Genomic DNA, 22616 nt, shown 5'->3' on the forward strand with positions numbered 1-22616 from the left:
CGGCCTGGGCCGTCTCTTTCGCCGGACGACGCGGACCTGACCGGCAAGACCCGAAAGAGACGGCCTAGACCGGGTGGGTGTCGTCCGCCTGGAGGGCGGTGCGGACACCGGCGACGACTACGGCGATCAGGCAGAGGGCGATGATGGTCTCGGCCCACAGGAAGGCGAACCAGTCCAGCACGCAGCCGATCGGGGGCGTACCGGGAGCGGTGTTGCGGAACGCCGACAGGGCGAAGAGCGTGGCTGCCATCCACGAGAGGGCGGGCCAGACCAGGCCCTGCCGGCGAGTTGTCAGGTACCAGGCCCCCAGGAGTACGGACGCCGCCAGTGCCCACATCACGATCATCATGAAGGCGGCGAAGACGAGCAGGCTGCCCGATCGGACCAACTTCACCCCCACGACGGCCTCTTGCCGGGAGGCTCCGGGCGTCGCGGATACCGAGAAGAGCGTGTCGTTGTTGGAGAACAGCAGCCGCACCGGCACTTCCTTGCCGCCCTGTAGTGCCCAGAACCCCATGTCGGTCTCGTAGGAGTCGAACGGGTAGTCGCTGATCGATCCATCGGTGACCGCGACCTGCAGGTCCTTGGTCGTGATCCGCTCGTGAGCCTTGAACGTCAGGTCGCTGAGGGTCGCCTGGGAGGTCTGGAGGCTGAGGTCGGCCACCGGGGCGGTCCCGTTCTCCTCGCCGAGGGTCCCGCGCGGGGTGACCCGGACCCGGAGGACCAGCTCTCTGGCCGCAGCGTCGACTTTTTGGACGGTGGCCTCCACGTCCACCCGGTCGTGAGCCGTGGATCCGACCGTGTGGACCGTGTCGATCACCTGTCGTTCGGCGAACTGCAGCCACGACCCCACGGACACCGCGACCAGGACCAGGACCGCGATGAGGAGCAGGACGGGCAGCATCGACGCCCCGGAGCGGCGCGGGCGGGGTGGGGCCGAGGGTGGGGCCACGGTGACTCCGGCGAGATGGGGGGCCTAGGTCGCGGTGTGATCCTCGTCGACCGGACCGCAGATCCAGCGCATCCGGGCGAGCGTGTCGCCGCCGGCCGGAGCCGGACGCGTCTTCGGAGTGCGCGTCCTAGGACGGCTCGATAGGGTTATTGGGCGCGTTCCGCCCATACCGCCGTTGCATCGCCCGCCGTGCAATCGCCCCGGGGGCAGCCGTCGATCGGCAGAGGAACGGAATCACATGGCTGAGCAGAGCTTCCACATCGGGGTACCGCTTGCGGGGATCGCCATGGCCTTCCTGGCAGCCCTCGGTCAGACCCCGGCGAGCGCCGCGCCACCGGCCACCGCCACCGCCACCGCCACCGCCACCGCCACCGCCACCGCGTCGCGGTTCGTGCCGGGTGCCTGCCCCGAGCCACCGGAACCGATCGAGGCGCTGGCCACCGCCCGGTGCGGCGTCCTGGAAGTCCCCGAGAACCGTGCCCGCCCCGGGGGCCGGACCATCAAGCTGGCCGTGGCGGTCATCCCGCCCGTCTCGGCGAAGCCCGCCCCGGACCCCGTGGTGTTCATGTCGGGCGGCCCCGGCGGCGAGACGTTCGACGACATCCCGTTCCTGGTCTCCTCCGGTCTGAACCGGGATCGCGAACTGATCGTCATGGCCCAGCGCGGCAATCTCTACGACGAGCCCAACCTCGCCTGCCCGGAGCTGGACCGCTTCTACGCCCGGTCCGTGGGACTCCCCTCCTACGCTCCGCAGACGGAAAAGCTCATGCTCGACGCGGTGAAGCAGTGCCGGGATCGCCTGACGGCCGACGGGACCAACTTGAGCGCCTACAACAGCACCGAGAACGCCGCCGACTTCGCCGACCTGCGCACCGCACTGGGCTTCAGGCAGTGGAACGTCTACGGCCACTCCTACGGCAGCAACCTGGCCCTGACCTACCTGCGCCTGCACCCCCAGGGCATCCGTGCGGTGGCGCTCGACTCGGCTGCCCCCGCACCGTACGTCTCCCTGCCGTTCGCCTGGGCCAACGCCCGGGAGGGACTCGACAACCTCTACAAGGCCTGCGCGGCCGAGCCCCGCTGCAAGAGCCGGTACCCGGATCTCGAGCGCACCCTCAACGAGCAGGTGCAGAAGCTCGAGGCGCACCCACTGACGCTGAACGTCCGGCCGCCGCAGGGCGGAGACCCGGTGAAGGTCGTCCTCGACGGCGGCGCACTGGTGAATCTGCTGGTCGCCAAGGCGATCCCGTTCGCCGACGTCCCGGCCGCGATCGACGAACTCGGCCGCGGGAACCCCGAGCGCTTCGCCGAGGCCCGCGCCGCCGGCTCGGTCCAGGTGGACGGGCAGACCGCCCACGGTCTGACGCAGTCGGTGGTGTGCAGCGAATGGGTGCCGGACCACTCGACGTCCGACGTGCTGAAGGCGGGGCGCGAAGCATTCCCCGAATGGCCCCGGTCGGTCCAGGCGCAGGCACCTCAACTGCCCTTCCAGGACGCGATTTGCCGTCTCTGGAACATCCCGGACCGCACCGCCGCCGTGCGGGTGCCCACCGTCAGCCCGGTGCCGGTCCTCTTCATCAACGGGACGTTCGACATGAAGACCGGAGCCAGCTGGGCGCCCAAGACGGCCCGTACGCTGTCCCGTTCGACCACCGTGCAGGTGCCCGGGATCGGGCACTGGGTGGTCCCGCAATCGCCCTGCGCCCAGAAGGTGCTGGCGTCCTTCCTCAGCGATCCGACCGCGCCCGACACCGGCTGCGTGGCGGGGCTGAGGTGGGAACCGTTCACGATCACCCCGAAGTGACGGGGAGGAATGATGGCACGGTCACACGTAGGACGGATGCGCACCGGGTCGGCCGTGGCGGCGACCGGGATGCTGCTCACCGGCCTGTTCGCGGCGCCGGTGAGCGCGCAGGAGCAGACGCCTTCAGGAGCGACCGGCACGGTCGCCCGCACCGTGGGTGACGCCAGCTTCAAGCCGGGGCCCTGCCCGAAGACGGCGGATCCGGTCGCCGAACTCGAAGGAGCCCGCTGCGGCACGCTCACCGTGCCCGAGAACCGCACGAAGCCGGACAGCCGAAAGATCACCCTCGGCGTCGCGATCGTGGCGGCCGAGGCTGCCGAACCGAAGGCCGATCCGATCGTGTGGCTCGCCGGCGGGCCGGGCGACGACGCGGTCGGGGAGGCGAAGATGGCGATCGGCGGCGGCCTGAACCACGACCGTGACGTGATCTTCATGTCCCAGCGCGGCACGTACTCGGCCGACCCGGCACTCACCTGCCGCAACGTCGACGAGTTCAACGCGCGCGCGACCGGTCTCGTCTACGACGCGCCGTCCACCGAGCGCGAGCACGTCGCGGCCACGAAGGCCTGCCGCGATGCGCTGGCGGCGACCGGCGCCGACCTCAGCGCCTACAACGACATCGAGAGCGCCGCCGACTACGCGGACCTGCGCACCACGTTGGGCCTCAAGGAGTGGAACCTGTACGGCATCTCCTACGGCACGCAGCTGGCACTCGTCACCATGCGCCTGCACCCCGAGGGAATCCGGTCGGTCGGCATCGACGGCATCCTGCCGCCGTCCACCGGAGGTTCGGCCGTGACCTGGAGCGCCGCCAAGCAGGGTTTCGACGGCGTGTTCAAGGCCTGCGAGGAGCAGCCCGACTGCAACCGCCGCTATCCGAACCTGTCGGCCACCTTCGAACGGCTCGTCCGTGAACTCGAAGCCAAGCCCGTCACCACCACCATCACGCTCCCCGACAGCCAGAAGCAGGTGAAGGTCACCCTGGACGGCGGAGCCCTGGTGAACTGGATGACCGCCGCCACCCACGTGGCCCCCCAGGTACCGCGCGCCCTCGATGAACTGGCCAACGGCAAACCCCAGCGGATCGCCGAGCAGTGGGCGGGCGGCAAGTACAGCCCCCAGGCCATCGGTCGGCTGTCCCACGGGCTCGTCTACGGCGTCTTCTGCAGCGAGTGGACCCCGTACGAGACCCAGGCCGAAGCGCTCCGCGCAGGCCAGAAGACCTACCCGTCGTTCCCCGAATCGGTACAGGCCCAGGCCCCGCTGCTCACCTTCCTCCGTCCGGACTGCGACGTCTGGAACATCCCCGCGGCGCCCGCCTCCATCCGCGACGTCACGCAGAGCGAGATCCCCACGCTCGCCCTCTCGGGCGGGTTCGACGCCCAGACCGCAGCGGCCAACGGGCCGTACGTGGCCCGCACCCTGCCCAACGCCACGGTCGTCACGATCCCCTACGTAGCCCACGTGGTCTTCGCCGATTCGAAGTGCGCGCAGTCCATCGCCGTCTCCTTCTTCGACACCCCCGCGGCCCCGAACACCGACTGCCTCAAGGACCTCAAGCCCCCGGCGTTCGAAATCGCCCCCTGAGCCGGCCTGGACGCTCGTGCAACGGGTCAGTGCGAGTCCTGAAGGGCTTGGGAAAAGCTGACCGGACATGCGAATCGTTGTAGGCTCCGAAGACCGCCCTTGACCTGCGTGAAGTGGGCAGGGAGCAGACATATCGGGAGTATTCGCATGCTTCGTACCATGTTCAAGTCCAAGATCCACCGGGCCACCGTCACCCAGGCCGACCTGCACTACGTCGGGTCCGTGACCATCGACGCCGATCTCCTGGACGCGGCGGACCTGCTGCCCGGAGAGCTCGTGCACATCGTGGACATCACCAACGGGGCCCGGCTCGAGACGTACGTCATCGAGGGGGAGCGGGGCTCCGGGGTGATCGGGATCAACGGGGCCGCCGCGCATCTCGTGCACCCCGGCGATCTCGTCATCCTCATCAGCTACGCCCAGGTGGAGGACGCCGAGGCGCGGGCGCTGAAGCCGCGCGTCGTGCACGTGGACGCGGACAACCGCATCGTCGAACTGGGCGCGGATCCCTCCGCCCCGGTTCCGGGAACGGATCAGGAGCGCAGCCCCCACGCGGTGGCTGTCTGAGGGAAGTCGGGGACCATGTCGCAGGCCGTGCCGATCGAGTTCGTGGACGACCGCAAGTCCGGGAGGCTGCTGGCCGTCGAGGGCGAGGCGGTGGTCGGGTTCATCGCCTACTTCGTGCTCGCCGAGGCGCCCCACGCCCTCGTGGCGGTCCACACCATCGTCGAACCGGGCCACGAGGGGCGCGGGATCGCCGGGAACCTGGTGAGGACCTTCTACGGGATCGCCGCCGGGGAGGACGTTCCCGTGGTCCCGCTGTGCCCGTACGCGGCGAGCTGGGCCGCCAAACACCCCGACCAGGCGCCCGAGGCCCCGGCCGCGGTCGTGGCGGCGGCCAAGGCGCAGCTCGACTCGGACTCCGACCTGTGGTGACGGCGCCCCCGAAGGCCCTGACCCTGCTGCACACCTCCGCCGCGCACGTCCCGGTCTTCGACGCCCTGCGCGACCGGCACCACCCGGACGCCGTCCTACGGCACCTCGTGGTCCCGGAGCTGCTGGAGCGGGCCCGCGCCCACGGGCCCGAGTCGGTGGCTCCGGACGTGCGGGAGCTGCTGGAAGGCGTCGCCGGGCCCGTCCTGGTGACCTGCTCGTCCATCGGGGCGATCGGGGAGTCGCTGGCTCCGGCCCTGGGCGTCGCGGTGCTCCGGGTCGACCGCCCGATGGCGGCCGCGGCGGTGCGCACCGGGCCGCGGATCCTCGTACTGGCCACCGTGGAATCCACCCTGGCCCCCACGGTGGGGATGCTGGAGGAGGAGGCCACGGGGCCCGTGGCCATCCGCACCCAGGTGGTCGCAGGGGCCTGGGACCGCTTCGCGGCGGGCGACGCGGCGGGCTGCCGGGCCCTGGTCGCGGCAGCGGCCGATGCGGTCGCCGACGCGGACGTCATCGTCCTGGCCCAGGCGTCCATGGCGGGCGCCGAGGACCTCACCACGACCGCCACCCCGGTGTTCTCCAGCCCGAGGACCGGGCTGGCCGCCGCACTCGGGGCACAGACGGTCTGAAACGGGCGTCCCCCTGTGAGGGGGGCGCCCCTTCTCGTCGTGCGGGCCCGGCCGGAACGGCGGAAGCTGGGATACATGACGCAGCCGCCCGTTCCCGATCCGCCGCCCCTGCCGGGGCCCGGCCCGTTCCCGGACCCCGAGCCGATTCCGCCGCGGCCCGTACCGCCCCCCGATCCGGGTCCGCCGCCGCCCGAGCCCGCGCCGATGCCGGAGCCGCTGAGCTGAGCTGAGCCGGGTGAGCCGGGCCGAGCGGCGGATCGGCCGCGCGTCAGGCCGTACGGACCTCGGAGCGGTCGCCGCTCCACAGGGTGTGGTACGAGCCTTCGCGGTCGGTGCGCCGGTAGGTGTGGGCTCCGAAGAAGTCGCGCTGGCCCTGGGTCAGGGCCGCCGGGAGCCGTTCCGCGCGCAGGGCGTCGTAGTAGGCGAGCGAGGCGGCGAAGGCCGGTACGGGGATGCCCTGGCGGACCGCGGCCACCAGTGCCTCGCGCCAGTCCTCCTGCGCGGCGCCGATCTCCTCGGCGAACCCGGCGTCGGCGAGGAGGCTCGGCAGCTCCGGCCGGGCGTCGTAGGCGGCGCGGATCCGGTCCAGGAACGCGGCTCGGATGATGCAGCCGCCGCGCCACAGCGAGGCCACGGCGCCGAGGTCGATGCCCCAGCCGTACTCCTCGCTGCCGGCCTGGATCTGGTGGAACCCCTGGGTGTACGAGACGATCTTCGATGCGTACAGCGCCTGCTCCACCTGGGCGGCGAAGGCGTCCGCGGCCTCGGGGGAGAGCGGCGCGGCCTTCGGGCCGGCCAGGCCCCGGGCGGCGGTACGCAGGTCGCCGTGGCCCGAAACCGCGCGGGCGAAGACCGCCTCGGCGATGCCCGACACCGGCACGCCCAGGTCGAGGGCGATCTGCACGGTCCAGCGGCCGGTGCCCTTCTGCTCGGCGGCGTCGGCGACCACGTCCACGTACGGGAGACCGGTCGCGGCGTCCGTGTGCGCGAGCACCTCGGCGGTGATCTCGATCAGGTAGGAGTCCAGCCGGCCCTTGTTCCAGGAGCGGAAGGTCTCGGCGATCTTCGCGGGGGAGTATCCGGCCACCTCCCGGAGCAGGTGGTAGGCCTCGGCGATGAGCTGCATGTCGGCGTACTCGATGCCGTTGTGCACCATCTTGACGAAGTGGCCGGCGCCGTCGGGGCCCACGTGCGAGGTGCAGGGGGTGCCGTCGGCGGCCTTGGCGGAGATCTTCTCCAGCAGCGGGCCGAGGGAGGCGTACGACTCCTCCGAGCCGCCGGGCATGATGCTCGGGCCGAGCAGCGCGCCCTCCTCGCCGCCCGAGATGCCGACGCCCACGAAGTGCAGGCCCTGCTCGCGCAGCTCCTTCTCCCGGCGCCGGGTGTCCTCGAAGTGGGCGTTGCCGCCGTCGATGATGACGTCGCCCGGCTCCAGCAGCGGAGCGAACTCGCGGATCACGGCGTCGGTGGGCTCGCCGGCCTTCACCATGATGATCAGGCGGCGCGGGCGCTCCAGCGCGTCGACGAACTCCTTGGCGGACTCGGCGGCCACGAAGGTGCCCTCGTGTCCGAACTCCTGTACCAGCGCCGTGGTCTTGGCGGCGGTGCGGTTGTGGACGGCCACGGTGAACCCGTTGCGCGCGAAGTTGCGGGCGAGGTTGCTGCCCATCACCGCGAGGCCGGTGACGCCGATCTGCGCCGTGCTGCTGCTCATGGGGTGCGCTCCTGAGTGCTTCGACAGTGCATTCGATATGCGGAGGAATGCGGGAACACCGACGCTACATCGGGAGAGATCCATATCGACCCCCTACTTCTGGTGAGCCCTCAACTTCCCCTCGAACGTGTCCGGTTGTCGACCTTGTCATGTTCCGGTCGCAGCGTTACGGTGTGCGGTTCCTGCTGTCTTCGATGGGGGCTCCCATGGGTGTACGGGGCCGGCACCGCCGGTATCAGCCGAGCAGCATCAACCGGGCCTCGCTCGTCGTCACCGCCGGTGGCGCCGGGATCGCGCTCCCTCTCATCGGCGCCGGAGCCGCGCACGCCGCCTCCGTGGACACATGGAGCAAGGTCGCCGCCTGCGAGTCCACCAGCAACTGGCACATCAACACCGGCAACGGCTACTACGGCGGGCTCCAGTTCAGCCAGAGCACCTGGCGGGACTTCGGGGGCACCGCCTACGCCGCCCGCGCCGACCTCGCGACCAAGGACCAGCAGATCGCGGTCGCGGAGAAGGTGCTCAAGGGGCAGGGTCCGCAGGCCTGGCCGGTCTGCGGGAAACAGGCCGGACTCAGCCGCAGCGGCCCGGCGCCGGCCCTGGGCGCGCAGTCCAAGGCCGCGGCCCCGGCCCCAGCCCCGGCGAAACAGGTCCAGCAGGTCCAGCAGGTGAAGGTCCAGCTCCAGGAGACCAAGGCGGCCGCTCCGCAGGCCGCCGCGCCCCGCCCGACCGGGACTTCGGTCCTGCCCAACCCGTACGTCGTCGCGCCCGGGGACTCGCTCTCGGCCATCGCCACCGACCAGCACGTCGAGGGCGGCTGGCAGGCGCTGTACGAGACCAACCGGGCCACCGTGGGCGGCAATCCGGACCTCATCTTCCCCGGGCAGCGGCTCACCCTGAGGATCACGGCCGCTCCGGCCGCGCCCCCGGCCCAGAACCCGGAGAAGCCGCCGCGCACGGCCGAGCCCGTCAAGCCCGTGGAGCCGGCGGCCGAGAAGCCGGCCGAGAAGCCGGCGGAGAAACCCGCCGAGAAGCCCGCGGCAAAGCCTGCCGAGAAGCCGGCGGCCGAACCCGTAGCGAAGAAGCCGCAGGCGCCCTCGGGCGGCTTCTCCGCGCCCGTGGACGCGGGCCTCGGCACCGCCTATCACGTGGCGGGATCATCCTGGTCCAGCGGCTACCACACGGGGGTCGACTTCCCGGTGGCGACCGGCACCTCCATCAAGGCCGCCGGCCCCGGCGAGGTGGTCTCGGCCGGCTGGGCGGGTGCGTACGGCTACCAGGTGGTCATCCGGCACACCGACGGCCGGTACTCCCAGTACGCGCACCTCTCGGCGCTCGGCGTCAAAGCCGGTCAGCAGGTCACGGGCGGGCAGCGCATCGGCCGCTCCGGCTCCACCGGCAATACGACCGGACCGCACCTGCACTTCGAGATCCGCACGGGCCCCGGCTACGGGACCGACATCGACCCGCTGAAGTACCTGCGCGGCCACGGGGTCGACATCTGAGCGCAGAGCCCGCGCCCCTGACGGGTACGGCCGGATCCAGGACCGCAACCGGAGTCCCAAGAGAAGCCGGACCGGCCGTACCCCCCGGGGTGTGCGGCCGGTCCGTCGTACCGGGTGTGACCTGGGGCGGAACGTGAGTTTGTCCTGCGCCGGGGCGGATCCGTACACTAGCCCTTTTGGGGACTTCCGCAGCAGGCGGACGCGGACAAGTGATCAAGGAACGGCAGCGGGTATGACGGTGACCGAAGACAGCCAGGAGCAGGGCCACGCCTTCGGGCCCGGCATCGACCCCGACCGCCTGGCCCTCTGCCTCAGCGTGCTCGACGAGCTGGACAAGCTCGATGTCGATCACCCGGACGCCATCACCGTGCGCCGGGCCACCGCCGGCCTCTACCGCACGGTCAAGCAGCGCCGCCGCCAGGACCGCCGTGCCGCCAAGACCGCCAACGACAGGGCCGTCACCGAATCGACCGCGACCGGTTCCGCCGAGCGCATCGACGACGAGACCGAGGGTCTGCTGCCCACTTCGGTCACGGAAGCCGGACGGATCGCCGGAATACTCCAGCGCCCGCGCTCCTGCTACATCTGCAAGACGCGCTACGTCGAGGTCGACTACTTCTACCACCAGCTCTGTCCGGCCTGCGCCACCGAGAACCGGAACAAGCGGGAGGCCCGCGCCGACCTCACCGGCAAGCGTGCGCTGCTCACCGGCGGCCGCGCCAAGATCGGCATGTACATCGCGCTGCGGCTCCTGCGGGACGGCGCCCACACCACGATCACCACCCGTTTCCCCAAGGACGCCATCCGCCGATTCAAGGCGATGGAGGATTCGGCGGACTGGATGCACCGGTTGGAGGTCGTGGGCATCGACTTGCGCGACCCGGCCCAGGCGGTGGCGCTCGCCGAGCAGGTGGCCGAGGCCGGTCCGCTGGACATCCTGATCAACAACGCGACGCAGACCGTACGCCGCCTGCCGTCCGCGTACGCGGCGCTGGTCGAGGGGGAGAGCGCCCCGCTGCCGGCCGGTGAGCTCCCCGCCCACCAGGTCATCGGAGCCTTCAACTCCGGTGCGGTCGACGGCCTGGCGGCCCTGCCCATCGGCGTGAGCGGGCTCGAGGCGCAGAAGGTCGCCGACCTCGCGCTGGTCGCGGGCAACGCCAGCCTGGAGCGGCACCTCGCCGGAACCGCCATCGACGCGGGCGGCCTGCTGCCCGACGTCGTCGACAGCAACACCTGGGTGCAGACCATCGACCAGATTTCCCCGGTGGAGCTGCTCGAGACCCAGCTGTGCAACTACACCTCGCCGTTCATCCTGATCAGTGCGCTCCGGCCGGCCATGGCCGAGGCGGCCCGCAAGACCGACGGCGGCCGGGCCTACATCGTGAACGTCTCGGCGATGGAGGGCGTTTTCAGTCGCGGCTACAAGGGCGCGGGACACCCGAACACCAACGCGGCCAAGGCGGCGATGAACATGGTGACGCGGACCAGCGGCCAGGAGATGTTCCAGACGGACCGGATCCTGATGACCTCGGTCGACACGGGCTGGATCACCGACGAGCGCCCGCACTTCGACAAGATCCGACTCGCCGAGGAGGGTTTCCACGCCCCGCTCGACCTGGTCGACGGCGCGGCCCGGGTCTACGACCCGATCGTCCGCGGCGAGGCCGGCGAGGACCTGTTCGGCGTCTTCCTCAAGGACTACGCGCCCGCCAACTGGTAGGCGGTCCAGCCCGTCCCGCAGCGCCCCCGTCCGCTCATGTGAGCGAGCGGGGGCGTTTCTCATATGAGCGGTGGTGGAGGGTGCCTCGAATTCACCTCGTGCGGCCGTAGGCCCCCGCCGCGACCAGCTCCAGCACCGGCCGCCAGTCCTCCAGGACCCCCGCGTCCGGGCCGCCGGCCCGGCCGGCTTCGGCCGCGCGGCACAGGGCGTCCACGTCGAGGTCGTCGTCCGGGTCCGGTGTGCCCGGCGCGTGGAGCCGTACGAGCCGGGCCACCCGCTCGCCGAGCAGGGGCCGGATCGCATCCGCGGAATGGGCGATCAGCAGCCCCGCGACCTGCAGTTCCTTGTCGAAGGGGTGCGAGCGGCGCAGCAGGGCGGCGGCGCGCAGCCCGTGTCCGCCGCCGGGCCCGTCCCGCAGCAGGTCCATCAGTTCCTCGACGCTTCCGACGACCGCCGGCACCTCGGATCTCGCCACTGTCGTTCCCTCCGTCGCCCGACCGCGCATCACCCGTTTGGCGCCGCCGAGCAGATCAGATGCGCGTGACGTGTCACCGTACGAGTTACTGAACTGGTGGCGAAAACAAGCGGTCCAGAGCGGATTTTACCTTTCCATCGAGCAGGGGCCCGCTCATATGTGTACTCTGATGCACATGAGAGCCCCACCCGGGCACTCGCTCCACCAAGGCGCCACCGCGTCCGGAAACCCTTGACACCTGCCCCCGGTGCGCGGCTCGCCCGCCGGGTTACGCGACACAAAGGAGTGCGCGGTGACACCAGAACTGACGAAGACCGACCAGGCGCTGCTGGAACGTACGGGGCCGCGGAGCAAGAAGCGCCCCGAGACGCTCGGCAACCTGGAGGTCTGGGCCCGGTCCGCTCCGATCCGCCTCGCGGGTTACGAGGACGACCTCGCCGAACCGCACATCCTGCCCGGCATCGACTGACCGAGGCCCCGGAGCCCAGAGCCCGGGACCCGCTCCGAGCCCCCGCACCGACGACCGGTGCGGGGGCTCGCTGCTGCCCGGGGCGGCACCGGGTTCCCGTACCGGGTACGCCGTCAGCGTCATCGCTGTGGGCGATCAAGGGTTATGCGGGGGACCGGCCGCGGGCACGCTCATCTGCATGAAACTGCTGATGCTGGGTGGTACCGAATTCGTCGGGCGCGCGATCACCGAAGACGCCCTGGAGCGCGGCTGGGAGGTGACCGTCTTCCACCGCGGTCACCACGCACCCCCGTCCGGGACCACGGCCCTGCACGGGGACCGCACCGCCCCCGGCGGCCTGGCCGCCCTCGCCGAGGGGGAGTGGGACCTCGTCGTCGACACCTGGGGCGGCGCCCCCACCGCCGTGCGCGACAGCGCCCGGCTCCTGGCCGACCGGGTCGGCCGGTACGCGTACATATCCAGCCGTTCGGTGTACTCCTACCCCGCGCCGGCCGGCACGGCCGAGGACGGCCCGCTCGTCGACGGCTCGCCCGACGCGGGCCCCGTCGCCTACGCCGAGGACAAGCGCGGCGGCGAGCTCGCCGCACTGGCCGCCTTCGGCGACCGGGCCCTGCTGGTGCGCGCCGGGCTGATCCTCGGCCCGTACGAGAACGTCGGCCGACTGCCCTGGTGGCTGAACCGCACCGCCCGCGGCGGACCCGTACCGGCCCCCGGCCCCCGCGAACTCCCGCTCCAGTACGTGGACGTACGCGATCTCGCGCGCTGGACCCTCGACGCGGCCGAAGCCGGGCGCGGGGGCCCGTACAACCTGGTCTCCCCGACCGGCCACGCCACGATGGGCGGCCTCCTGGAGGCCTGCGCGGCCGTGACCGGCGGCGGCGCACAGCTGCGCTGGACCGATCCGGCCCGCATCGAGGAAGCCGGGGTGCAGCCCTGGACCGAGCTGCCGGTCTGGTTGCCCGAGGGGGAGCAGCACGACTACATGTTCGGCGGCGACGTGACCAAGGCGCTGGCGGCGGGGCTCGTGTGCCGGCCGGTCGAGGAGACCGTCGCCGACACCTGGGCCTGGCTCCGGAGCCTGGGCCAAGTGGCCCCGCAGCGCGCGGACCGGCCCGCCCCGGGCATGGACGCGGAGCAGGAGGCGGCGCTACTCGGGCTCTAGCGGCTCCGGCCGGGCGGCCCCCGCGAGCCGGGTCGGCGGGAGGTACTCGCGCACCAGCGTGCGGTGCCACCAGGCCCCCGTCTCGCGCAGCTCGCGCCAGGTCGTGAACCGGTAGCGGTACAGCCGCGCCCGGACGTAGCGTGGCGGGGCGTCCGGGAAGGGGTTGTACCGGATCAGCCGCAGGGTGTCCCGGTCTCCCGCCAGCAGCCGCTCCACGAACGGCCCGAACCAGTCCCGCGCATAGCCGGGGGAGAGCGCCGCGAACCACATCAGCCAGTCCAGCCGCAGGTGGTACGGGGCGAACTGGCGCGGGATCCGGCGCACTTCACCCGGCTTGCCCTTGAACCCGTACTCCCGCCACTCCCCGTCCGCCCTGGGCAGCGGGTCGGCCGTGCCCTCCACGACGACCTCCTCGCGGATCCGGCCCACCGTGCCGAACGCCCCGTAGGTGTTGACCAGGTGGAGGGAGTCGAAGGACCGGTTCATCACCTGGCGGCGCGAGACCATGTTGGCCACCGGATGCCGGCTCAGTACCAGCACCAGCGCGGTCGCCGCGCACCCGAGGACCACGTACCAGAGCGGCCCGGTCCGCGAGGCGGCCCCGGGCGGCGGGCCCGCGAGCCCGGCGAACCTCGTGAAATCGACGGCGGGGAGGGCGAGCGTGATCGTCAGCCAGTTCAGCCAGGCGAAGTTCCCCGACAGCACCAGCCACAGCTGCGTGGCCACGATGACGGCGGCCGCGTACGAGGCCACCGGCTGCGGGGCGAACAGCAGGACCGGCACCACCAGTTGGGTGACGTGGTTGGCCGCGCACTCCACCCGGTGCAGGGGCCCCGGCAGGTGGTGGAAGAACCAGCTGAGCGGCCCCGGCATCGGCTGCGTCTCGTGGTGGAAATACAGGCAGGTGAGCCTGCGCCAGCAGGGGTCTCCCCGCATCTTGATCAGTCCGGCGCCGAATTCGACCCGGAAGACCACCCAGCGCAGCAGCCAGAGCACCAGCACCGGCGGCCCGGCCCGCGCATTGCCGAGGAATACGGCGAGGAAGCCGGTCTCCAGCAGCAGCGATTCCCAGCCGAAGGAGTACCAGGTCTGCCCCACGTTCACGATGGACAGGTACAGCAGCCACAGCAGCGCCCACATCGCCATCGCCGCGCCCAGCGGCACGGAGTCCCCGGCCCCGGCGGCGAGGGCCGCGGCGAGCGCGGCACCGGTCCAGGCGCAGGTGGCGAAGAAGCGGTCGGAGTAGTGCAGTTGGAACAGGCTCGGGGCGCGCCGGAAGGGCACGTACCGCACGTACTGCGGCACGGGCAGCATGCCGTGCGCCCCGATCAGTGCCCGGAACTGCAGGGCGGCCCCGGCGAAGGCGAGGAGGTAGACACCGGCCAGGGCCCGCTGGAAGATCAGCCGCCCCAGCCAGTATCCGGGCGCCGTGTACCAGTCCATCCCCCCAAGTATCCGGCCGGGCCGGCCGCCGTGGCGACCGCAGCGGTCCCGGCCGCCGCGGCCCGGCCGGCGTTCAGTCGGCTCCGGGCCGCCACCAGGCACAGGAGCATTCCGAAGACGGCGGCCGCGACCGCCAGGATCAGGCCGAGCACCACGATTCCGGTGGGTTCGCCGGTCACGACGACCTCGGAGGGGCCGGAGGAGGCCCACCCCAGGGTGATCAGTGCGGTGAGGGCCAGGGCCGTGCCCGCGATGAGGCCGCCGCCCTGCTGGTGAAGCTCCCGCATCGTCAGCAGGGCCGCGCTCCACAGCCCGCCGGCCAGCACCACCAGGCCAACCAGCCACGCCCAGGGGCCCGCGAAGTAGCCGAGGAGGGCGAGCGGGAGGCCGAGGGGGACGCTGTACGCCGCACAGCGTACGAGGGCTCCGCGGGAGGCGGCCCGGTGCACCAGCCCGGCGACCAGGACGGCCGCGCATCCGACGAACTGGAAGTGCCACAGGGCCACCTGCAGGTCGGACGGATCGATGCCGAGGAGCCGGTGTCCGGAGCGCTCGGTGACCAGGGCGGCGCCGACGAGGGCGAGCCCGACAGGGGCGAAGAGGACCGCGATCTCGACGGACGCGGGCCCGGGGTTCTTCCCGGACACGAGCCGGGGCAGGATCCGCGGCAGCGGTGCCAGGGCCCGCACCGCGAGGATCAGGGCGGCCGCCGCCGAGGTCGCGGCGAGGACCGCGGCGAGGGCGCCGTGCGGCAGGAAGAGGCTCAGCGCCCCGGGCGCGGCGATCAGGGGCCGGAGCCGGGCCGTGCGGCGCGGGCCGGCCGGGTCTGCCGGGCCGCCAGGGCCGCCCGGGTCGGTCAGGCGCAGGCTCAGCGGGACGACGTACAGCATGCCCGTGGCGGGCCCCAGGGTGAGGAGCAGCCAGAGCAGCACGAACAAGGCACCGAACGACGTCACTTTCGGTTCCCCCGCGTCCTGCCGTCGGTGGCGAGCCGTCGGACGAACTGTCCGAGGCGGCGGGCGTAGGCCTGCTGGAGGAAGGGGACGACCGGGCCCGCGAGCCGGGTGTACCAGCTTCCCGGGCGGCTGAAGGCGTTGACCTCGAACCACACCGCGCCGTCCGCGTCCATGTCGACGACGAAGGACTCCTCGCCGCGCTCGGGGTGGCCGGCCAGGGTCCCGTAGGCGAACCCGATCCGCCGGGGCTCGTACGCCGTCCAGATCACCTCGCAGGGGGCGTCGATCCGCAGCGGGCCGATCCCGATCCCGACGACGACCCGGTCGCCGGGGCGGACGGGGTCCGGGGCGGCCTCGACGAGCATGCCCGAGGCGCGGTGCGCACCGAAGGTGGTGACGGCGGCCCCGGCCGCTTCGAGGACGGCCGGTCCGTATCCGATCCGGGTGCGGTGGTGGGTGAGGTGGTATCCGGCGGGCAGCGGCCGCCGGGCCGTGGCGCCCCGGTCGGGGTAGTTGAAGGTGCTGCGGCCTTCGCTGATGAGGCGGGTCATGGTGTCACGGTCTCCGTTCGAGCGGTGTGATCGGGCCGAGCGGCTCGGTCGGGCGCGGTGGCCCGGTGGTGTGCGGTGGCCGGGTCGGCGGTCAGCCGGCGCCAGGCGAGGAGCGAGCACAGGGCGAATCCGAGGGAGTTCCCGAGGCCGTGGGTCGCGGCCATCCAGGTCAAGGTGGGGTGCGTGATCCCGGTGGCCTCGCCGAGCGCCCACCACAGGGCGAGCAGCATGGTCGCCACCAGGACCGCGGCCGAGGTGGCGAGCAGTGCGCCGGTGATCCGGTCGCGGGCCGCGGGGCGGATGTCGCGCCAGGTCAGCAGGGCCACCGCCCACATCCCGCCGGTCAGCGTCACGGCGCCCACCAGCTCGGCCCAGTCGTCGATGAAGTAGCCGAGCAGGACGAGCAGGGTGCCGGCCGGGACGCTGTACCCGGCCCAGCGCGCGAGGGCTCCGGCCGAGCCGTCTCCCCGTACGGCGGCCCCGTCCCCGGCGGGCGCGTTCCCGTCGTCCGCGTTCCGGTCCGCCCCGCCCCCGGCGGCCCGGCACACCAGCCCGGCGACCAGGGCCGCGGTGAAGCCGGCGAAGTGGAAGTGCGGCACGGTCAGCGCCAGGATGTCGAGGTCGAAGCCGAAGAGCCGGTATCCGGCGCGTTCGCTGACCAGGGCGAGCCCGGCGACCGAGGGCGCGGCCAGTGCGGTGAGCACGGCCGCCTCGGCGGGGGCCACGCGGATCCGCCCGGACGGGGTCCGGGCCAGGGCCCGCACCAGCCGGGCCGGGACCCGGGCCGCGAGCGTCAGGGTGGCCGCCGCGTAGAGTGCGGCGAGCGCCGTGGCGGGGGCGCCGCGCGGCAGCCAGAGGCATACCGCCCCCGGGGCCGCCAGCAGGGGCCAGAGCCGTGCGGTCCGGCCCAGCCGGGCCGGATCGATCAGGCGCAGACCGGCCGGGACCACGTAGAGCATGCCCAGGGTGACGATCAGATTCACCAGTACCGTCACCTTGGACTCCCCTCCGACGGCCGAACGCTTTGAACGCGTTCAACTCACGGTCGTGAGCTTAGAGGGTTGCTTGAACATGTTCAAGACTGGGTCGGGCTCTTGATCCTCGGGTTGCGGGGACCCCGTACATACGGCAGACAAGAGGGAGCAACCGGGGCAAACAGGGAGATGCAACGTGTACGCACCGACACCTCGTCAGGCGCCGCGTCGTCACGCACCGGCCCGCGCGGCCCTCTTCACGGTCCTCGGACTCCTCGCCGCGGCCTGCGGCGCCTCCGGAGACGAAGGGCAGACCAAGGGCCCCACCGCCGAGAGCCAGGACGTGCACCTCCAGCCCGTCGCCTCGGCCGGCCCCGACCCCTTCACCACCTCCTCCGCCACCGGCGAGTCGGCTCCCGTCCAGCCCCCGCTCCCCAACCCGACCGGCCAGGGCATCCGCACCGTCAACGCGGCCACCCCCGGCCTGTACGGCGGAACCCAGCGGCTCGGCAGCTGCGACGTCGAAGCGCAGGTCCAGTCGCTCACCGCCGACGACGCCAAGGCCCGGGCCTTCGCCGCCGCCTCCCAGGTGGACCAGGAGAAGATCCCCGAGTTCCTGCGCGGCCTCACCCCGGTCGTGCTGCGCGCCGACACCCGGGTCACCAACCACGGCTTCGCCGACGGCGACCCGACCGCCTTCCAGTCCGTCCTCCAGGCCGGCACCGCCGTCCTCGTCGACGACCACGGAATGCCCCGGGTCCGCTGCGCCTGCGGAAACCCGCTGCAGGCGCCGCGCGCCGCCAAGGGCGCCCCGGTGCTCAAGGGCGATCCCTGGACCGGCTACCAGCCCAACCAGGTCGTCGTCATCGAGCCGACCGCGCAGGTGATCAACAACCTGGTGATCGTCAACATCACCGACAACACCTGGATCGAGCGCAGGACCGGCGACGACGGAGCCCAGGACCACGCCCCGAAGAACCCGCCCCCCTACGACCCGGCCGAAGGGATCCCCGACGGTCCCGCGACCCCGCCCGGCACCTCCCCGGCCGATCCCTGCCCGACCCCGGACAGCAACAGCCTCGCCCGTACCGCCCCGCCCACGTCCGGCGCGCCGACGCCGAGCCCGAGCCCCAGCGGGCAGCCGGCCGACTGCCCGCCGGGCTCCCCGCAGACCGCGCCGAACACCCCGCAGCCCCCCACCGGGCCGCAGACCGCTCCGCCCCCCGCCTCCGACCTCCCCACGGACATCCCGTCCGACCTGCCCGGCCAGCTGCCGAGCGACCCCGGGACCCTGGTGGGCCCGGACGGAGCATCGCCGCAGCCGAGCGACCCGTACGCGCCCTACGACCCGTACGCGGACCCGTACGCCGATCCGTACGCCGTTCCCGACCAGCAGCACCCCACGCCGGCGAGCGAAGCCCCGTATCTGGAGAGCGCCTGACCGGCCCGTGTGTCATGGTGGACCGGTGCCGACCGCCGTATCGCTGCCGGACGACTGGCCCGCACATCCGGACCGGTCGCTCGCACTGAATCGCATGGGCAGTTTCGACTGGGACCTGGTCACCGGTCTCATGCACATGGACTCCGCCGCCCTCGACGTCTTCGACACCACCCCCGAGGAGTACGACGGCCGGCCCGAGTCCCTCGGGCCCCGCGTCCCGGCCGTCGAGGCCACCCGGCTCGACGCCCTCGTCTCCTCCGCCCTCAAGAGCGGGGTCGACAGCTACGGCGCCTACTTCCGCATCCGCTGCCACGACGGCCGGCTGCGCTGGACGCACACCCAGGGCCGGGTCATGCGCGGCCCCGAGGGCCGCCCCTACCGGATCATCGGCATCGTCCGCGACGCCACCGAGGAGCTCAGCCACTCGGCCGAACGCCTCGGACTCGACGAAGAACGCCGCCGCCAGACCTCGGTGGTCGAGAGCACCACCGCCGCCCTCGCGCACGCCCGTACCGTCCAGGACGTCATCGACGCGCTCGGCGACGCCCACGGCCTGGAGCGGCTCGGCTCGATGGGCATGGTGATGGGCCTGGTCGAAGCGGGCCGGATCCACCTCGTCGCCGAGGGCCCGGAAGGCAGCTTCGTCCCCGGCACCCGGTACACCCGCATCGACGAGCAGTACCCGATGAGCGAGGTCGTCCGCTCGCTCCAGCCGCGGTTCCTCGACTCCGCGGCCGAGTTCGCCAGCGGCTACCCGGGGCTCTGGGCGAAGATCTCGTACATGGACATCTCGGCGGCCGCGTACCTGCCGCTGATCGCCCAGGCCCGCCCCATCGGCGCGATCGGACTGCTCTACCGGGACAAGGACGGCTTCACCCAGGACGAGCGCAACCTCCTCGTCGCACTCGGCAGCAGCATCGCGCAGAGCCTCCAGAGGGCGATGCTGCTGGAGCAGGAGCACGATCTCGCCGAGGGCCTCCAGCAGGCGATGCTGCCGCGCAGGATCCCGTCCGTGCCCGGCGCCGAGATCGCCGTACGGTACCGCTCCGCCCGGATGGGCCAGGACATCGGCGGCGACTGGTACGACGTCATCCCGCTGCCCGGAGGCCGGGTCGGCGCCGTCATCGGCGACGTCCAGGGCCACGACACGCACGCGGCGGCGGTCATGGGGCAGCTGCGCATCGTGCTGCGCGCCTACGCGGCCGAAGGGCACTCCCCGGCCACCGTCATGGCACGGGCCTCGGTCTTCCTCCACGAACTGGACACCGACCGCTTCGCCACCTGCACCTACGCCGAGGCCGACCTCACGACCGGGGTGCTGCAACTGGTCCGGGCCGGCCACATCGACCCCCTGCTGCGCACCCGCGACGGGGACTGCAGGCGGCTCGCGCTGGAGGGCGGGATGCCGCTCGGGCTGTCCGCCGAGTTCGGGCGGCTCGAATACCCGGTGACGACGGTGGAGATGGAGCCGGGCGAAACGCTCCTGCTGTGCACGGACGGCCTCGTGGAACAGCCCGGCGCCGACCTCGACGACGGCATCGAACTCCTCAGCTCCCTCATCCGCACCGGACCGGCGGACCTCGCACGGCTGGCGGACCGGCTGTGCGAGGTGGTCGACGACCGCGGCGGCGACGACGACATGGCGCTGCTGCTCCTGCGCCGCGAGGTCGAGGACGTCCCGCAGGGCGGCGGCCGCCTCCAGCAGCACGTCGCCCCCGGCGACCCCGAAGCCCTGGTGTCGGCCCGCCACATGATCGGCGCGGCGGTCCGGGCCTGGGGCGCGCGGGACCGGGCCGACGAGATCGAGCTCGTCGCCGACGAGCTCATCGTCAACGCCCTCATGCACACCGACGGCCCCGCCATCGTGACGCTGCGGGTGCTGACCGGCCCCGAACGCAGGCTCCGGGTCGAGGTCGAAGACCGCTCCTCCGCCCTGCCCAGACGGCGCGAGGCGGGCGACTCCGGGGTCTCGGGCCGCGGGCTGATGCTGGTCGACCGGCTGGCGGACGTATGGGGCGTGGAGTCGCGGGGGAGCGGCAAGTGCGTGTGGTGCGAGTTCGTGATGACCTGACCCCAGCCCGAAGCGCAGCCTGACCCCACAGGGGCGGGCGCGCGGGGCGAAAGTCCGTTGCGACCGGTGCGGGCCGTCGCGGATGATCGACGGCGATGACCCAAGCGATGGATGACCTCCGCACACTGCTGAAGTCGGGCGACCTGCCCGGCGCCGTACGGTCGCTGCGCCCGCGCGCCGAGACCCTCCCGCTCGCCGAACTGGCCCAGGCCGTACGGGCCCTGGCCGAGGCCGCCGGGTTCAAGGACCTCGCCAAGGCGGCCAAGACCGCCGCCAAGAAGCCAGGCGAACCCCAGGCCCTCTACGACCTCGGCTACGGCTGCGTCGAGCACGGCATCGCCTTCCTCGCCGTCGCCCCGCTGCGCGCCGCGCTCGCCCGGGTCCCCGACTCGCGCACCCTGCTCGCCGAGCTCGTCTCGGCCCTGGAGGACGAGGAACGGCACGCCGAGGCCGCCGCGCTGCTCGCCGCCCGCGGCGAGCGACTGGCCGCCTGGCCCGAGACCTACCTCCTCGTGCACCACACCCTCCTCGCCGGGGACCTCGCCGCCGCCCGCGCCGCCGCGGACCGCCTCCCCGCCCCCGAGGACGAGACTTGGCAGGGGGCCCACGCCCGCCAGCGCCGGATGCTCGCCCGCGCCGAACTCGCCGCCACCGCCGGGCCGTTGGACTCCACCGACCTGCGCGGCTGGCAGTTCGCCCTCACCGGAACCCTGCTCGGCACCCTCTCCCCGTACGGCTACGACGCCGGCATGACCGGCCGCTACGCCTTCCTCGGCGACACCTACGACACCTGCCGCCACGGCCTCGCCCGCCTCGCCCTCGCCCTGGAGGCCACCGGGCAGCGCCCCGGCACGGTCTCGCTGCTGCCCGGCCGCTCCGACCGGATCCTCGGGCTGGCCGCCGCGACCGTACTGGGGCTGCCCGCGGTCCCGTACGAGCCCACCCGGCCCGACACCCTCGTCGTCGCCTACGGCCTCGACGAGGCGGACCCCCGCCTGCGCGAGCGGGCCGACGGGCAGATCCTCTACGAGCACGCCACCCGGTGGACGAGCCCGCCGCCGGTCAGCGCGGACTTCAGCGCGCTGCAGGCACAGTTCGTCACCGAGCCGTGGCAGGACGACACCCGGCCCGAGGAGGAGATCGCCCGCGACGTCGCCGCCGCCGACCCCGCCCCGGACACCGGCGACGGAGCCACCCCGCCCGATACCGACGAGGCCTTCCGGGCCTGTGCCGCGGCCCTCGGGCCCGGCTGGCTCACCGGCCCCCGGGACCGGATCCGCTCCGCCGGACCCGTCCACAGCTCGCGCTTCGCCTGAGGTCGCGGCAGGCTGGGGACATGCCCGAACTGCCCGAGGTCGAGGCCCTGAGGGAGTTCCTCGACGAGCACCTCGCCGGGCGGGTGGTCGAGCGCGTCCTCCCGCTCGCCGTGAGCGTGCTCAAGACCTACGACCCGCCCCTGAGCGCCCTCGAAGGACAGGGCGCCGGGGCCACGGCGCGCCACGGCAAGTTCCTGGCGCTGCGGATCGGCGATCTGCACCTCGTCACCCACCTCGCCCGGGCCGGCTGGCTGCGCTGGCTCGACCAGGTCCCGGAGCGGCCGCCGGGCCCCGGGAAGGGGCCGCTCGCGCTGCGCCTCGTACTGGAGGGCGGCGGCGGCTTCGACCTCACCGAGGCGGGCACCCAGAAACGGCTCGCCGTGTACGTGGTCCGCGACCCCCAGGAGGTCCCCGGGATCGCCCGGCTGGGCCCCGACCCGCTGGCCGCGGACTTCGACCGGGAGGCGTTCGGCGCGCTGCTCGCCGGTGAACGGCGCCAGATCAAGGGCGTGTTGCGCGACCAGAGCGTCATCGCGGGGATCGGGAACGCCTACAGCGACGAGATCCTCCACCACGCGAAGGTGTCCCCCTTCAAGCTGGCCGCCGCCTTCGACGAGGTGCAGGTGGACCACCTGTACGCGGCGGTCCAGGAGACCCTGCGCTCGGCCGTGGAGCGGGCCCACGGGGTGGCCGCCGGGCGGCTCAAGGCCGAGAAGAAGAGCGGCCTGCGGGTGCACGGCCGGGCGGGGGAGCCGTGCCCGGTGTGCGGGGACACCGTCAGGTCGGTGTCCTTCGCGGACTCCTCGCTCCAGTACTGCCCCACCTGCCAGACCGGCGGCAAGCCCCTCGCGGACCGCCGGCTGTCGAAGCTCCTCAAGTAGGACCTGCGCCGGACCGACCATGCCGTCGAG

At 72.7% G+C, this 22616-nt stretch carries 20 protein-coding genes; 13 read left to right on the forward strand and 7 right to left on the reverse strand.

Annotation, left to right across the window (positions count from 1 at the left end):
- Positions 1 to 64 precede the first annotated feature (64 nt).
- The gene (locus OHU74_RS31325; protein WP_371619871.1) at positions 65 to 904 is read right to left on the reverse strand and encodes a DUF4436 family protein; all 840 of its coding nucleotides are present in this window, start codon (positions 902 to 904) and stop codon (positions 65 to 67) included.
- A gap of 286 nt (positions 905 to 1190) precedes the next feature.
- On the opposite strand from OHU74_RS31325, the gene OHU74_RS31330 reads away from it, so the two are divergent.
- The 5 genes from OHU74_RS31330 to OHU74_RS31350 all read left to right on the forward strand — a co-directional run bounded on the left by OHU74_RS31330 (position 1191) and on the right by OHU74_RS31350 (position 5908).
- Positions 1191 to 2756 (forward strand): alpha/beta fold hydrolase, encoded by a 1566-nt coding sequence (locus tag OHU74_RS31330; protein ID WP_371618992.1) that lies wholly within the window; start codon positions 1191 to 1193, stop codon positions 2754 to 2756.
- Positions 2757 to 2792: 36 nt separating this feature from the next.
- Entirely contained in the window at positions 2793 to 4343 is a 1551-nt protein-coding gene (locus OHU74_RS31335) for an alpha/beta fold hydrolase (protein ID WP_371618993.1), read from the forward strand.
- Positions 4344 to 4490: 147 nt separating this feature from the next.
- The gene (gene panD / locus OHU74_RS31340; protein WP_371618994.1) at positions 4491 to 4910 is read left to right on the forward strand and encodes an aspartate 1-decarboxylase; all 420 of its coding nucleotides are present in this window, start codon (positions 4491 to 4493) and stop codon (positions 4908 to 4910) included.
- A gap of 15 nt (positions 4911 to 4925) precedes the next feature.
- Complete coding sequence (locus OHU74_RS31345; RefSeq protein WP_371618995.1) at positions 4926 to 5279, forward strand: GNAT family N-acetyltransferase; 354 nt, start codon at positions 4926 to 4928, stop codon at positions 5277 to 5279.
- Positions 5276 to 5908, forward strand: a complete 633-nt coding sequence (locus OHU74_RS31350; RefSeq protein WP_371618996.1) for an arylsulfatase — start codon at positions 5276 to 5278, stop codon at positions 5906 to 5908. The genes OHU74_RS31345 and OHU74_RS31350 overlap by 4 nt, the downstream gene beginning before the upstream one ends.
- 268 nt (positions 5909 to 6176) lie before the next feature.
- Here OHU74_RS31350 and gndA read toward each other — a convergent pair whose 3' ends face one another.
- Positions 6177 to 7622: an NADP-dependent phosphogluconate dehydrogenase gene (gene gndA / locus OHU74_RS31355; protein ID WP_371618997.1), complete on the reverse strand. Its 1446-nt coding sequence runs from the start codon at positions 7620 to 7622 to the stop codon at positions 6177 to 6179.
- 206 nt (positions 7623 to 7828) lie between these two features.
- On the opposite strand from gndA, the gene OHU74_RS31360 reads away from it, so the two are divergent.
- On the forward strand, positions 7829 to 9127 hold the full coding sequence (locus tag OHU74_RS31360; protein WP_371618998.1) for a transglycosylase family protein: 1299 nt from the start codon (positions 7829 to 7831) through the stop codon (positions 9125 to 9127).
- A 232-nt stretch (positions 9128 to 9359) separates the two neighbouring features.
- On the forward strand, positions 9360 to 10847 hold the full coding sequence (locus tag OHU74_RS31365) for an SDR family NAD(P)-dependent oxidoreductase (RefSeq protein ID WP_371618999.1): 1488 nt from the start codon (positions 9360 to 9362) through the stop codon (positions 10845 to 10847).
- Positions 10848 to 10938: 91 nt separating this feature from the next.
- On the opposite strand, the gene OHU74_RS31370 is transcribed toward OHU74_RS31365, so the two are convergent.
- Positions 10939 to 11274, reverse strand: a complete 336-nt coding sequence (locus OHU74_RS31370) for a hypothetical protein (RefSeq protein ID WP_371619872.1) — start codon at positions 11272 to 11274, stop codon at positions 10939 to 10941.
- Between the two features lie 340 nt (positions 11275 to 11614).
- Between OHU74_RS31370 and OHU74_RS31375 the strand changes: the two genes are divergently transcribed.
- Together OHU74_RS31375 and OHU74_RS31380 are read left to right on the forward strand one after the other, a co-directional pair.
- Positions 11615 to 11791, forward strand: a complete 177-nt coding sequence (locus OHU74_RS31375) for a hypothetical protein (protein ID WP_371619000.1) — start codon at positions 11615 to 11617, stop codon at positions 11789 to 11791.
- 178 nt (positions 11792 to 11969) lie between these two features.
- Positions 11970 to 12953, forward strand: coding sequence for an NAD-dependent epimerase/dehydratase family protein (locus OHU74_RS31380; protein WP_371619001.1), 984 nt, complete (start codon positions 11970 to 11972; stop codon positions 12951 to 12953).
- Here OHU74_RS31380 and OHU74_RS31385 read toward each other — a convergent pair.
- The 4 genes from OHU74_RS31385 to OHU74_RS31400 are packed head-to-tail and all read right to left on the reverse strand — an operon-like array spanning position 12939 to position 16898.
- Positions 12939 to 14396, reverse strand: coding sequence for a lipase maturation factor family protein (locus tag OHU74_RS31385; protein ID WP_371619002.1), 1458 nt, complete (start codon positions 14394 to 14396; stop codon positions 12939 to 12941). The genes OHU74_RS31380 and OHU74_RS31385 overlap by 15 nt on opposite strands.
- A complete protein-coding gene (locus OHU74_RS31390) occupies positions 14354 to 15352 on the reverse strand; it encodes a YndJ family transporter (protein WP_371619003.1) in 999 nt (332 codons plus the stop codon). The genes OHU74_RS31385 and OHU74_RS31390 overlap by 43 nt, the downstream gene beginning before the upstream one ends.
- Positions 15349 to 15903, reverse strand: a complete 555-nt coding sequence (locus OHU74_RS31395; RefSeq protein WP_371619004.1) for a DUF1990 family protein — start codon at positions 15901 to 15903, stop codon at positions 15349 to 15351. The genes OHU74_RS31390 and OHU74_RS31395 overlap by 4 nt, the downstream gene beginning before the upstream one ends.
- Positions 15900 to 16898: a YndJ family protein gene (locus OHU74_RS31400; protein ID WP_371619005.1), complete on the reverse strand. Its 999-nt coding sequence runs from the start codon at positions 16896 to 16898 to the stop codon at positions 15900 to 15902. Before OHU74_RS31400 ends, OHU74_RS31395 begins: the two co-directional genes overlap by 4 nt.
- A gap of 175 nt (positions 16899 to 17073) precedes the next feature.
- Here OHU74_RS31400 and OHU74_RS31405 point away from each other — a divergent pair, with 175 nt between their 5' ends.
- The 4 genes from OHU74_RS31405 to OHU74_RS31420 all read left to right on the forward strand — a co-directional run bounded on the left by OHU74_RS31405 (position 17074) and on the right by OHU74_RS31420 (position 22586).
- Positions 17074 to 18318: a DUF6777 domain-containing protein gene (locus OHU74_RS31405; RefSeq protein ID WP_371619006.1), complete on the forward strand. Its 1245-nt coding sequence runs from the start codon at positions 17074 to 17076 to the stop codon at positions 18316 to 18318.
- Between the two features lie 7 nt (positions 18319 to 18325).
- A complete protein-coding gene (locus tag OHU74_RS31410; protein WP_371619007.1) occupies positions 18326 to 20389 on the forward strand; it encodes a SpoIIE family protein phosphatase in 2064 nt (687 codons plus the stop codon).
- Between the two features lie 107 nt (positions 20390 to 20496).
- Entirely contained in the window at positions 20497 to 21705 is a 1209-nt protein-coding gene (locus OHU74_RS31415) for a hypothetical protein (RefSeq protein ID WP_371619008.1), read from the forward strand.
- A 20-nt stretch (positions 21706 to 21725) separates the two neighbouring features.
- Positions 21726 to 22586, forward strand: a complete 861-nt coding sequence (locus OHU74_RS31420; protein ID WP_371619009.1) for an Fpg/Nei family DNA glycosylase — start codon at positions 21726 to 21728, stop codon at positions 22584 to 22586.
- Positions 22587 to 22616: the final 30 nt, after the last annotated feature.

The organism is Streptomyces sp. NBC_00454 (genome assembly GCF_041434015.1).
In the GTDB taxonomy this organism is placed as follows: Bacteria; Actinomycetota; Actinomycetes; order Streptomycetales; family Streptomycetaceae; genus Streptomyces.